Below are 13,018 nucleotides of genomic sequence, written 5' to 3' on the forward strand. Positions count from 1 at the left end.
CGCGAGGAGGAGTCTCGGGTCTTTTTTGTTCCCCGCGGGTCCCGGATCAAGGAGGATCTTCATGGCGAAGACAGACTATGCGGCGCTGGCGCCGCGCCTGCTGGAGCAGGTGGGGGGTGAGGACAATATCTCCGCGATGTCGCACTGCGCCACCCGCATGCGCTTCGTCCTCAGGGACGAGTCCAAGGCCGCGACCGAGAGCATCAAGCAGCTCGAGGGTGTCGTCACCGTGGTCCAGGCGGGCGGCCAGTACCAGGTCGTCATCGGCAATGACGTGCCCATCCTCTACGAGGAGCTCCAGAGCCTGACCAGTGGCATGGACGGCACGGATGGTGCTGGTGACAGCCCGAGCGGCAGTATCATGGACCGGTTCGTCAAGCTCGTGTCGGCCATCCTCAACCCTATTATCTGGCCGCTGGCAGGAGCAGGTCTGATCAAGGCGTTCGTCGCCCTGTTCGAGTCGCTGGGCTGGATCGACCCGGCAAGTACGACCTACACGATCCTGGGCGCAGTCGATGACGCCATATTCTATTTCCTGCCCATCGTCTTGGCGATCACGGCCGCCCGCCACTTCAAGGCCAACGAGATCACCTCCGTCGCCATCGCCGGCGCGCTGGTCTATCCGGGCATCGTCGAACTGGCCAGCGCCACCCACGTCACCTTCCTGGGCATCCCCGTGGTCATGGCCAGCTACACGTCCTCCCTGCTGCCGATCATTGTCGCGGTATGGATCCAGGGACACCTTGAGCGGCAGGTCAAGAAGGTGCTTCCGAGCGTTATCCGCAACTTCACGGTCCCGATGGTCTCCATGCTGGTTATCGTGCCCCTCACGCTTCTGACCTTCGGCCCCCTGACCACCTATGCCTCGCGGGGCCTGTCCAGAGGCATCGTCATGCTCTTCGACACCGTGCCCTGGCTCGCGGGCGCCATTATGGGCGCCTGCTGGCAGATCTTCGTCATGTTCGGCGTTCACTGGGGATTCGTGCCGATCATGCTCTCGGACCTCGACCAGGTCGGCTACATCGTCATGGCGGGGCCGCTCGTGCCCGCGGTCCTCGCTCAGGCCGCGGCAACATTGGGAGTCTTCATACGTGCTCGCAACGCCAGGCTGCGGGGCGTGGCCGGTCCCGCCACGGTGTCCGGTTTCCTGGCTGGCATCACCGAGCCCCTCATCTACGGCGTCAATCTCCCGCTGAAGCGTCCTTTCGTCTTCGGTTGCGTCGGCGGTGCCATCGGCGGTGCCATTGTCGCGATGGGCGGCGTGGCCAGCTCGGCCTTCGTCTTCCCCTCTCTCATCGCGATCCCTGCCTTCCTGCAGCACGGCAGCACCTTGCTGTTCTTCGTCGGAACGGCCGTGGCCGTCGTCATCTCCCTGACCCTCACCCTCGTTCTCGGCTTCACCGAGCCCGCCGAAGCCACCGCCCAGGAGGCGCCCGGGGCCGCCGAGGACGACACCGCCCCCGCCGAGCCCACCACCGCTGCGCTCGCCCCGGTGGCGGGCACCGCCATGCCGCTGGAGAAGGTCGCCGACCCCGTCTTCTCCTCCGGGGCGCTCGGCAGCGGTGTCGGCATCCTCCCCGCTGAGGGGCGCGTCGTGGCCCCGGTGGCGGGCACCGTCGTCACCGCCATGGACTCCGGCCACGCCTACGGCATCAAGACCGACGACGGCGTCGAGATCCTCATCCACGTCGGGCTCGACACCGTCAACCTCAAGGGCGAGGGCTTCAACCCCAGGGTGAGCGCGGGGCAGCGGGTGGATCGCGGGGACCCCCTGGTAGATGTGGACCTGGCTGCGGTACGGGACGCCGGATACGATCCCACGACCATCCTCGTGGTCACCAACACCGCCTCCCTGGCCGCCGTCGTCCCCGTGGTCGACGGCGAGGTCACCACCGACGACACCGTGATCGAGATCAGTCACTGACGGTGCGAGCGCATCCGGACCGGGCCGCGCGGAGCCGCGGCTCCGTAGCGCAGAACCTCACGGAACAGTGCGAAACAGCACAGAACAGAACAGCACAGAAGGAATGACACGACCATGACCGCTGCTATCACTTCACCCCCCGTCTTCCCTGACAACTTCCTGTGGGGCGGGGCCACCGCCGCCAACCAGATCGAGGGCGCCTGGGACGAGGGCGGCAAGGGCCTGAGCGTCCAGGACGTCATGCCCGGGGGCATTGTCAGACCCCGCACGCAGGAACCCACGCCGGACAACCTCAAGCTCGAGGCCATCGACTTCTACCACCGCTACGAGCAGGACATCGCCCTCTTCGCGGAGATGGGCTTCAAGGTCTTCCGCTTCTCCATCGCCTGGTCGCGGATCTTCCCGCGCGGGGACGAGGCCGAGCCGAACGAGGAGGGCCTGGCCTTCTACGACCGGGTCCTGGACGAGCTCGAGAAGCACGGCATCGAGCCACTGGTGACCATCAGCCACTACGAGACCCCCCTGCACCTGGCCCGCGCCTACGACGGCTGGGCCGACCGGCGCACGATCGGGTTCTTCGAGCGCTACGCCCGCACCCTCTTCGAGCGCTACGGGGGGCGGGTGAGGTACTGGCTGACCTTCAACGAGATCAACTCAGTCCTCCATGAGCCCTTCATGTCCGGGGGCATCAACACCCCCAAGGAGGCGCTCAGCGACCAGGACCTCTACCAGGCGATCCACCACGAGCTCGTCGCCTCCGCGGCCGCCACCCGCATCGCCCACGAGGTCAACCCCGACATCCGGGTGGGCTGCATGATCCTGGCGATCCCCTTCTACCCGCTGACCCCCGACCCGCGCGACGTGTGGGCCGCCAAGCAGGCCGAGCGCGACAACTACGCCTTCGGGGACGTCCACGCGCGCGGCGCCTACCCCGGATACTACCTGCGCAAGCTCGCCGAGAGGGGAGTGGAGCTGAACATCACCGCCGAGGACCGCGAGCTGCTGGCCGAGCACACGGTGGACTTCGTCTCCTTCTCCTACTACATGTCCTCCTGCGAGACCGCCACACAGGAGCGCGAGGCCGGGGGAGGCAATCTCATGGGCGGCGTCGTCAACCCCACCCTTAAGGTCTCGCAGTGGGGCTGGGCCATCGACCCGGCGGGCCTGCGCACGATCCTGAACGACTACTGGGACCGCTGGGGCAAGCCGCTGTTCATCGTGGAGAACGGCCTGGGCGCCAAGGACGTCCTCGTTCAGGGCCCCGACGGCCCCACCGTCGAGGACGACTACCGCATCGACTACATGAACGACCATCTCGTCGAGGTCCGCGAGGCCATCGCCGACGGCGTGCAGGTCCTGGGCTACACATCCTGGGGGTGCATCGACCTGGTCTCGGCCTCCACCGCCCAGATGTCCAAGCGCTACGGCTTCATCTACGTCGATCGCGACGACGACGGCGCCGGGACCCTGGCCCGTTACCGCAAGAAGTCCTTCGGCTGGTACAGGGACCTCATCGCCTCCAACGGGGGCACTCTCGTCGACCGCTCCGGTCACTCGCAGGACTGAGCGGTCCCGCTCTGGCCCGGCCGGGACCCGTCGTCCCGGCCGGGCCCGGTGCGCCGGGAGGCCGCGAGTCGGCTCGGGACCCGCGCAGTCGCACTGCGACCCCGGTCCGGCCCCGTCCGCCTCAGACGCTGGGCCGAACCGCCTGGGCCGCGGCGCGGACCCGCCGCCGGGCGGTGGCGACGTCGTCGGCGCAGGCCACGGCCACGCCCAGCCGGCGGCCCGGGTGGGCCACGGGCTTGCCGAACAGGTGCAGGTCGGCGCCCTGGACCGCCAGCGCGGCATCGGCCCCGGTGAAGCTCACGCCCTCGCCGGGAGCCGAGTCGCCGGCGGCCTTGATCACGGCCGAGGCGCCGGGGGAGCGCAGGGCGGTGTCCACCGGCAGGCCCAGCAGGGCCCGGGCGTGCAGCTCGAACTCGCTCAGGCGCTGACTGGCCAGCGTGACCAGGCCGGTGTCGTGGGGCCTGGGGGAGACCTCGGAGAAGAGGACCTCGTCGCCGCAGATGAACAGCTCCACCCCGAACAGGCCCCAGCCGCCGAGCGCCCCCGTGACCGTGGCCGCCGTGCGCCGGGCGCGCTCCAGGACCGCCGGCGCCAGGGCCTGGGGCTGCCAGGACTCCACGTAGTCGCCATTGACCTGGCGGTGCCCGATGGGGGCGCAGAAGCTCGTCACCGTCCCGCCGGTGCGCGGGTCGCGGGAGCGCACGGTCAGCAGCGTGACCTCGGCGTCGAAGTCGACGAAGCCCTCGACGATCACCCGCCCGCGGTCCACCCGCCCGTCCGCCCCCGCGCGGCGCCAGGCCGCGGCGAGCTCGTCAGGGCCGCGCACCACCGACTGCCCGTGGCCGGAGGAGGAGGTGACCGGCTTGACGACGCAGGGGAGGCCGACTCGCTCGGCGCCGGTCGCGAGCTCGGAGGGGCTGGAGGCGAAGACATAGGGGCTGGTGGGAATGCCCAGCTCCTCGGCCGCCAGGCGCCGGATCCACTCCCGGTTCATGGTCAGGCGGGCGGCCCTCGCGGTCGGCACGACGCGCGCCCCGCCGGCGTCCTCCAGGGCCACCAGGGCATCCGTCGCCAGCGCCTCGATCTCGGGGACCACGATGCTCGCCCCGCTGGAGCGGATCGCGGCGGTGAGCGCCTCCGGGTCGCCCATATCCGCCGTCAGGGCGTTGTGCGCCACCTGCTGGGCGGGAGCGCCGTCGTAGCGGTCGATGGCGGTGACCTCCGCTCCGAGCCGCATGAGGGCGATGGCGATCTCCTTGCCGAGCTCTCCCGAGCCGAGCAGCGCCACGCGGGTGGCCGACCGCGTCCACGGCGTTCCGATGAGGGGCGGGGCGGTACGGCAGCCGGCGCCCCCGGCGGTTCCAGCGGCCTTCACGGCGTCGGCGTCCTCAGCGGTCTCGGCGGCGTCGTCGGGTTCAGTGGCCATGGGCGTCTCCAGCGGCGGTGTCGGGGCGTGTCACCCGCAACGCTACCCATGGCGCGCCCCGGATGCCCGCGCGAAGCGTGCCATGCTAGGCGCATGGACGCCCACCGCTCTGCCGCCAGTTCCGCCCGCGACCCGAGTCAGGGCCGCGACCCTCTGCGGGACACCGTGCCTCCTTTCATCCCCGTCATCGATGACGCGACTCCGCCCGTCCCGCCGGCCCAGCGGCCCGAGATGATCATCGTCACCGGGATGTCGGGGGCCGGCCGCTCCCGTGCCGCCAATGCGCTGGAGGACCTGGACTGGTACGTCGTCGACAACCTCCCGCCCCAGCTGCTGCCCGCGATGGCGGGCATGATGACGACGGTCGGCGCGGGGGTCCACCGCCTGGCGGCCGTGGTCGATGTGCGCACCCGCGAGTTCTTCGCCTCCTTCATGCAGTACCTCGGCCAGCTGCGCAAGTCCGGGGTCAGCCTGCGCCTGATCTTCCTGGACGCCTCCGACTCCGTCCTCATCCGGCGCTTCGAGTCCTCCCGGCGTCCCCACCCGCTGCAGGGCACGGGCTCGATCCTGGACGGCATCAGGCACGAGCGCACCCTGCTGGCGGGCCTGAAGGCCCAGGCCGACCACGTCATCGACACCACCGACTACTCGGTCCACGACCTGGCGCGGCGCGTGCGGGAGCTGGTCGCCACCGAGTCCGAGCTGGCGCTCCAGGTGACGGTCATGTCCTTCGGCTTCAAGTACGGCCTGCCCATGGACGCCGATCACGTCCTGGACGTGCGCTTCATCCCCAACCCCTACTGGGTCACCGAGCTGCGCCACCTCACCGGGCGCGACGCGCCGGTGGCTGAGTACGTCTTCCGGCAGAAGGGCGCCGCCGCCTTCGTCGACGGCTACGCCGCACTGCTGGCCCCCGCCCTGCCCGCCTACCTCGAGGAGCTCAAGCCGAATGTGACGATCGCGGTGGGCTGCACCGGCGGCAAGCACCGCTCGGTGGCCTCGGCCGAGCGGATCTCCGCCCATCTGCGCGCCGCCGGCTTCAAGGTCTCCACCCAGCACCGCGACCTGGGGCGGGAGTGAGAGCCCGTGAATGCGCACTCGATGCTTGACCCCGCGGGCTGGCCGCGACGTGGCGAGGACGGGCCGGCGGTTGTGGCGCTCGGCGGGGGGCACGGCCTGTCAGCGACACTGCGGGCGCTGCGGCACGTCACCCATCGCCTCACGGCGGTGGTCACCGTCGCCGACGACGGCGGGTCCTCCGGGCGCCTGCGCCGCGAGTTCGACTGCCTGCCGCCCGGGGACCTGCGCATGGCCCTGGCCGCGCTGACCGACGACTCCGAGTGGGGGCTGACCTGGCGCGACGTGCTCCAGCACCGCTTCGCCGGCCAGGGCGAGCTCGACAACCACGCCCTGGGCAATCTGCTCATCCTCGCGCTGTGGCAGCTCCTCGGCGACGAGGTCGAGGGCCTGGACTGGGTCGGACGGCTTCTGGCGATCCACGGGCGCGTGATCCCCATGAGCGCCTCGCCCCTGGTCATCGAGGCCGACATCGTCGACGGCGCCCGCCGCAGGCGGGTGCGCGGTCAGGTGGCCGTGGCCACCGAGCGCGGCCAGATGGAGAACGTGGGCATCGTCCCCGCCGACGCGGACGCCCACCCCGAGGCGGTGCAGGCCATCGACGAGGCCGACTGGGTGGTCCTGGGGCCAGGCTCCTGGTACACCTCGGTCCTGCCCCACCTGATCCTGCCCTCCATGCGGCGGGCCCTGGAGAGCACGAAGGCCCTCAAGGCCGTCGTGCTCAACCTGTCCCCCCAGCGCGGGGAGACCGACGGGATGACCTCCGCGGACCACCTGCGCGTCCTCAATGAGTACGCACCGGATCTGCAATTAGACGTTATTATTGCCGATCCGAGCGTCGTGGAGGACATCGACGACCTGGAGGCTGTCGCGGGACAGCTCGGCGCCGTCGTCGTCCTGCGTCAGGTGCGCACGGGCGAGACCCTGTGCAACCACGACCCCCTGCGTCTGGCCGCCGCTTTCCGCGACGCCTTTGACGGCGTCATGGGTGACGTCGCCTGGACCCAAGCGGACTGACCGTCCGCCTTCACCGACCGAGGAGGTTCCCCGCCATGTCACTGACAGTGGCCGTCAAGGACGAGCTCGCGCACGTCACCGCTCAGAACGCCGCCCAGCGGCGCGCGGAGGTCGCCTCCATGCTCCGTTTCTCCGGCGGGCTGCACATCGTCTCCGGCAGGATCGTCGTCGAGGCCGAGCTCGATCACGGGGGGGCGGTGCGCCGCCTCCACCGCGAGCTGCGCGACCTGTTCTCCATGGAGCCCGAGGTCGTCGTGGTCCAGTCCGGCTCCCTGCACCGCGGCAACCACTACGTGCTGCGCGTGACCGACCGCGGCAAGGACCTGGCGCGCCTGACCGGGCTCGTCGACGGGCGGGGGCGGCCGGTGCGCGGCATGCCGGTCGCCGTCGTCCAGGGCGGGCGCAACGCCTCGGCCGCCGCCTGGCGCGGGGCCTTCCTGGCCCGCGGGTCGCTGACCGAGCCCGGGCGCTCCTCGTCCCTGGAGGTCACCTGCCCCGGCAGCGAGGCGGCCCTGGCCCTGGTCGGCGCGGCCCGGCGCTTCGACATCGCCGCCAAGGCCCGCGAGGTGCGCGGGGCCGATCGCGTCGTCGTGCGCGACGGCGAGGCCATCGGCATCCTGCTGGAGCGGATGGGCGCCGTGGAGACCTTCGCGACCTGGGGCGAGCGGCGCTCCCGCCGGGAGACGCGCGGCACTGCCAACCGGCTGGCCAACTTCGACGACGCCAACCTGCGCCGCTCCGCCCGTGCAGCCGTGGCCTCGGGCGCGCGCGTGGAGCGGGCCTTCGAGATCCTGGGCGACGACGTTCCCGAGCACCTGGTGCAGGCCGGGCGCCTGCGCATGGAGCACAAGCAGGCGAGCCTGGAGGAGCTCGGCCGGCTCTCCGACCCCCAGCTGACCAAGGACGCCGTCGCGGGCCGTATCCGGCGCCTGCTCGCCATGGCGGACAAGCGGGCCCGCGAGCTGGGCGTGCCGGACACCGAGTCCGCCCTCACCCAGGACATGCTCGACATGTGATCTCGACGCGCGATGCGGCGGGGCCCGATTGCGGGCTCCCGGTCTCGCCGCCGGACCCCGGCGCGCCGACCCGGGGGGACCCGCTCATGGGACATCGGTCCCGGTTCAGGATGTCAAACGTATGCCAGATCACGTGCGAGGCCCTTTCTCCCGCCGCTGTTCGCCCTTGGCGTGGCCGATCCTCGCGTGAGACGAGTCGCAAACGCTAGACTCCCGAGTGCCGGAGCGCAGAGGCGCAGCCCCCGCGGTCCGGGGCACACTCCGGTGTGCGAAGACACGAACAGCGTGCGCCGTACCGGCGTACTAGGAGGACCTAAAGTGACCACCCGCGTTGGTATCAACGGCTTCGGTCGTATCGGCCGCAACTTCTTCCGCGCCGCCCTCAAGCAGAAGGCGGACCTCGAGGTTGTAGCGGTCAACGACCTGACGGACAACAAGACCCTCGCTCACCTGCTCAAGTACGACTCCATCCTCGGCCGTTTCGATGGTGAGGTCTCCTACGACGACGAGGGCATCGTCGTCGACGGCAAGCACATCAAGGTCCTCGCCCACCGCGACCCGGCCGAGCTGCCCTGGGGCGACCTGGGCGTCGAGGTGGTCGTCGAGTCCACCGGCTTCTTCACCGACGGCCAGAAGGCGAAGGCCCACATCGACGGCGGCGCCAAGAAGGTCGTCATCTCCGCCCCCGCCAAGAACGTCGACGGCACCTTCGTCATCGGCGTCAACGAGGAGAAGTACGACCCGGCCACGATGAACATCGTGTCCAACGCCTCCTGCACCACCAACTGCCTCGCCCCGCTGGCCAAGGTCCTCAACGACAAGTTCGGGATCGTCCGCGGCATCATGACCACGGTGCACTCCTACACCGGCGACCAGCGCATTCTCGACGCCCCCCACAAGGACCTGCGCCGCGCCCGCGCCGCCGCCCTGTCCATGATCCCGACCAAGACGGGCGCGGCCCAGGCCGTCGCCCTGGTCATCCCCGAGCTCAAGGGCAAGTTCGACGGCCTGGCCGTGCGCGTGCCCACCCCGACCGGCTCCCTGACGGACCTCACCTTCCAGGCCGAGAAGGAGGTCTCCGTCGAGTCCGTCAAGGCCGCCGTCAAGGAGGCCGCCGAGGGCCCGCTCAAGGGCATCCTGGCCTACACCGAGGACCCGATCGTCTCCGCGGACATCGTGGGCGACTCGCACTCCTCGATCTTCGACGCCACCGAGACCAAGGTCATTGGCGACCTCGTCAAGGTCCTGTCCTGGTACGACAACGAGTGGGGCTACTCCAACCGCCTCGTCGACCTGACCGAGTACGTCGCCGAGCGCCTCTGAGCACGACGCCCGAGAGCATGATGCTCCCCTGAGACTGCGCCCGCGCACGCCACTTGCGTGCGCGGGCGCAGTCCGTCGGGCCCGCCGCCGGTGCCACCGCCGGCGGCAGGGCCCCCGGTTCCGGCGAGCGCGTCGAGCCGGCTCCCTTTTACCAGCCACCACCACCGATAAGAGGTTTCTCATGAAAACCATCGAGTCCCTGGGCGACCTGAAGGGCAAGCGCGTCCTGGTCCGCTCCGACTTCAACGTCCCGCTCGACGCCGACAAGAACATCACCGACGACGGCCGCATCCAGGCCGCACTGCCCACCCTCAAGACCCTCCTGGGCGCCGGCGCCAAGGTCATTATCGTCGCGCACCTCGGTCGCCCCAAGGGCAAGGTCAACCCCGACTTCTCGCTGGCCCCCGTCGCCAAGCGCCTCGCCGAGGTCACCGGCGTGAACGTCACGCTGGCCGAGGACACCGTCGGCCCCTCCGCCAAGGCCGCGGTCGCCGACCTGAAGGACGGCGAGATCGTCCTGCTGGAGAACGTCCGCTTCAACGCCGCCGAGACCTCCAAGGACGACGCCGAGCGCGCCGCCTTCGCGGCCGAGCTGGCCGCCCTGGGTGACGTCTTCGTCTCCGACGGCTTCGGCGTGGTCCACCGCAAGCAGGCCTCCGTCTACGACGTCGCCAAGCTCCTGCCGGCCGCCGCGGGCCTGCTCGTGCGCAAGGAGATCGAGTCCCTGGGCCGGGCCGTCAACAACCCCGAGCGCCCCTACACGGTGGTGCTGGGCGGCTCGAAGGTCTCCGACAAGCTCGGCGTGATCGCCAACCTCCTGGGCAAGGCCGACCGCCTGCTCATCGGCGGCGGCATGGCCTACACCTTCATGGTCGCCCAGGGGCACGGGGTGGGTACCTCGCTGCTGGAGAAGGACCAGGTCGACACCGTCAAGGGATACCTGGCCACCGCCAAGGAGCGCGGCGTCGAGCTCCTCCTGCCCGTCGACACCGTCGTCGCCCCCGAGTTCAAGGCCGACGCCCCCGCCACCGTCGTGCCCTCCGACGCCATCCCGGACGACCAGATGGGCCTGGACATCGGCCCGAAGACCCGCGAGCTCTTCGCGCAGGCCATCGCGTCGTCCAAGACCGTCGTGTGGAACGGCCCCATGGGCGTCTTCGAGTTCCCCGCCTTCGCCGCGGGCACCAAGGCCGTGGCCGAGGCGATCTCCGCCTCCGACGCCTTCAGCGTCATCGGCGGGGGCGACTCCGCCGCAGCCGTGCGCACGCTCGGATTCGACGTGTCCACCTTCTCCCACATCTCCACCGGTGGCGGCGCCTCCCTCGAGCTCCTCGAGGGCAAGACCCTGCCCGGAATCGCTGTCCTGGAAGGCTGATCCACTATGACGAACCGCATCCCGCTCATGGCGGGCAACTGGAAGATGAACCTCGACCACCTCGAGGCCAACCACCTGGTCCAGGGCCTGGCCATGGCCCTGGAGGATGACGACCACGACTACGCCAAGTGCGAGGTCCTGGTCATCCCGCCCTTCACCGACATCCGCACCGTGCAGACGATCGTCGACGCCGACAACCTCGACATCAAGTACGGCGCCCAGGACGTGTCCGTGCACGACAACGGCGCCTACACCGGTGAGGTCTCCGCCGCGATGCTCACCAAGCTCGGCTGCACCTACGTGGTCATGGGCCACTCCGAGCGCCGCGAGTACCACAGCGAGTCCGACGAGCTCGTGGGCGCCAAGGCGCGCAAGGTGCTCGACGCCGGCATGACCCCGATCCTGTGCTGCGGGGAGGCCCTGGAGATCCGCAAGGCCGGCACGCACGTGGAGTTCGTGCTCGGTCAGATCCGTGCGGCCCTCAAGGGCTGGAGCCCCGCCGACGTCGCCAAGATCGTCATCGCCTACGAGCCCATCTGGGCCATTGGCACCGGCGAGACCGCCACCGCCGCCGACGCCCAGGAGGTCTGCCACGCGATCCGCCAGGCCCTGCGCACCGACTTCGGCGACGACACCGCCGACGCCGCGCGCATCCTGTACGGCGGGTCCGCCAAGCCCGGCAACATCAAGGAGCTCATGGCCCAGCCGGATGTCGACGGCGCCCTCGTCGGCGGCGCCTCGCTCAAGGCGGACTCCTTCGCCGCCATGGCGAACTTCTACGCCTGACAGCCCCGCGACCCCGATCCCGCCGGCGAGCGCCGGCTGGTCGGAGGCTGCAGCCCGGGCTCGGCGGTCCCGCACAGGACCGCCGAGCCCGGTGGCGTGAATCAGCCGCGGATCGGGTAGAGTCCGGCACGGATCGGGCAGACGGCTGCCCCACACGAGCGCCTACCGGCCTGCGGAGGCGCGATACACACGAAGGGAACGCAGCGTGACGGCGCTGAGAATCATCCTCCAGGTGCTCCTGGTCCTGTCGAGCTTCTTCTTGATCATGTCGATCCTCCTGCACAAGGGCAAGGGGGGCGGACTGTCCGACATGTTCGGCGGAGGCATCTCCTCGTCCGCCGGCTCCTCGGGCGTGGCCGAGCGCAACCTCGACCGCATCACGGTCGGCGTCGCCCTGCTGTGGACCGTCACGATCGTGGGCCTCGGGCTCGTCGCCCGGTTCTCCTCCTGAGCACTGCCGGTAGACGACCACGACCACCTTCGCGGGCACCGGAACCGAGACGGACCCGCGCGGGGACGCGCTCCAGCGGTCCCTGCGCGGGTACTTCGCTCATCTGCGCGTCGAGCGCGGCCTGAGCCGGAACACCCTGGCGGCCTACGAGCGGGACCTGAGCCGCTACGCCGACTTCCTGCGCGCGCGCGGCGCCCGCGCCCTCGCCGATGTCGAGGAGGCGGATGTGGCGGCCTTTCTCGAGGCGCTGCGCACCGGCTCGGACAGGGGACGGCCCCTGGCGGCCTCGTCGGCGGCGCGCACCGTCGCCGCCGTGCGCGGCTTCCACCGCTTCCTTCTGGACGAGGGCCTGGCCGAGTCCGACCCCGCGGCCCGGGTCCGCCCGCCCCAGGTGGCACGGCGGCTGCCCAAGGCCCTGAGCATCGACGAGGTGTCCCGCCTGCTCGACGCCGCCTCAGCCGGCGACGACGCGGTGGGCCTGCGCGACCGGGCGCTTCTGGAGCTCCTGTACGCCACAGGCGCACGGATCTCGGAGGCTGTGGGCCTGGTCGTGGACGACCTCGACGCGGACTCGGGGTGCCTGCGCCTGCTCGGCAAGGGGCGCAAGGAACGGGTCGTGCCCATGGGCCAGTACGCCTGGAACGCCCTGGAGGCCTACCTGGTGCAGGGGCGCCCCGAGCTGGCCGCCCGGGGCAGGGGAGTGCCGCAGGTCTTCCTCAACACCCTGGGCAGGCCGCTGTCGCGGCAGTCCGCCTGGGCCGTGCTCCAGCGCGCCGCCGAGCGCGCCGGTCTGGTCGGCGTGGATGACGCCGAGGTGGAGGAACGGCATATCTCGCCCCACACCCTGCGTCACTCCTTCGCCACCCACCTGCTCGCCGGGGGCGCCGACGTCCGCGTGGTCCAGGAGATGCTCGGCCACGCCTCGGTGACGACCACCCAGATCTACACGAAGGTCACCGTGGACCACCTCCGGGAGGTCTACGCCACCAGTCATCCGCGCGCCCGCGGCTGAGCGGGCGCATCGCGGAGCATGAACACGACATGGCTATAGACGCGC

11 protein-coding genes are annotated in these 13,018 nt (G+C 70.5%); 10 read left to right on the plus strand and 1 reads right to left on the minus strand.

Features of this window, described 5'->3' with window-relative positions:
* Positions 1 to 61 precede the first annotated feature (61 nt).
* A complete protein-coding gene (locus O145_RS07955; RefSeq protein WP_043562124.1) occupies positions 62 to 1,924 on the plus strand; it encodes a beta-glucoside-specific PTS transporter subunit IIABC in 1,863 nt (620 codons plus the stop codon).
* Positions 1,925 to 2,038: 114 nt separating this feature from the next.
* Positions 2,039 to 3,490, plus strand: coding sequence for a glycoside hydrolase family 1 protein (locus O145_RS07960; RefSeq protein ID WP_043562127.1), 1,452 nt, complete (start codon positions 2,039 to 2,041; stop codon positions 3,488 to 3,490).
* A gap of 121 nt (positions 3,491 to 3,611) precedes the next feature.
* Here O145_RS07960 and purT read toward each other — a convergent pair whose 3' ends face one another.
* The gene (gene purT, locus O145_RS07965) at positions 3,612 to 4,916 is read right to left on the minus strand and encodes a formate-dependent phosphoribosylglycinamide formyltransferase (protein WP_084682461.1); all 1,305 of its coding nucleotides are present in this window, start codon (positions 4,914 to 4,916) and stop codon (positions 3,612 to 3,614) included.
* Positions 4,917 to 5,009: 93 nt separating this feature from the next.
* On the opposite strand from purT, the gene rapZ reads away from it, so the two are divergent.
* The 8 genes from rapZ (at position 5,010) to xerD (ending at position 12,973) form a co-directional block, all read left to right on the plus strand.
* Positions 5,010 to 5,996 carry an RNase adapter RapZ gene (rapZ, locus tag O145_RS07970; RefSeq protein WP_043562129.1) on the plus strand — a complete coding sequence of 329 codons (987 nt, stop codon included), beginning with the start codon at positions 5,010 to 5,012 and terminating at the stop codon, positions 5,994 to 5,996.
* Between the two features lie 21 nt (positions 5,997 to 6,017).
* A complete protein-coding gene (locus O145_RS07975; protein ID WP_229118431.1) occupies positions 6,018 to 7,010 on the plus strand; it encodes a gluconeogenesis factor YvcK family protein in 993 nt (330 codons plus the stop codon).
* Between the two features lie 35 nt (positions 7,011 to 7,045).
* Complete coding sequence (gene whiA / locus O145_RS07980) at positions 7,046 to 8,026, plus strand: DNA-binding protein WhiA (RefSeq protein WP_043562133.1); 981 nt, start codon at positions 7,046 to 7,048, stop codon at positions 8,024 to 8,026.
* Positions 8,027 to 8,344: 318 nt separating this feature from the next.
* Entirely contained in the window at positions 8,345 to 9,349 is a 1,005-nt protein-coding gene (gap, locus tag O145_RS07985; RefSeq protein WP_043562134.1) for a type I glyceraldehyde-3-phosphate dehydrogenase, read from the plus strand.
* 181 nt (positions 9,350 to 9,530) lie between these two features.
* The gene (locus tag O145_RS07990) at positions 9,531 to 10,724 is read left to right on the plus strand and encodes a phosphoglycerate kinase (protein ID WP_043562136.1); all 1,194 of its coding nucleotides are present in this window, start codon (positions 9,531 to 9,533) and stop codon (positions 10,722 to 10,724) included.
* 6 nt (positions 10,725 to 10,730) lie between these two features.
* Positions 10,731 to 11,510, plus strand: coding sequence for a triose-phosphate isomerase (gene tpiA / locus O145_RS07995; RefSeq protein WP_043562138.1), 780 nt, complete (start codon positions 10,731 to 10,733; stop codon positions 11,508 to 11,510).
* Positions 11,511 to 11,715: 205 nt separating this feature from the next.
* Complete coding sequence (gene secG / locus O145_RS08000) at positions 11,716 to 11,961, plus strand: preprotein translocase subunit SecG (RefSeq protein ID WP_043562139.1); 246 nt, start codon at positions 11,716 to 11,718, stop codon at positions 11,959 to 11,961.
* An 82-nt stretch (positions 11,962 to 12,043) separates the two neighbouring features.
* A complete protein-coding gene (gene xerD, locus O145_RS08005) occupies positions 12,044 to 12,973 on the plus strand; it encodes a site-specific tyrosine recombinase XerD (protein WP_043562141.1) in 930 nt (309 codons plus the stop codon).
* The last annotated feature ends 45 nt before the right edge of the window (positions 12,974 to 13,018 follow it).

This window comes from Actinomyces israelii DSM 43320, assembly GCF_000711965.1.
GTDB lineage: Bacteria > Actinomycetota > Actinomycetes > Actinomycetales > Actinomycetaceae > Actinomyces > Actinomyces israelii.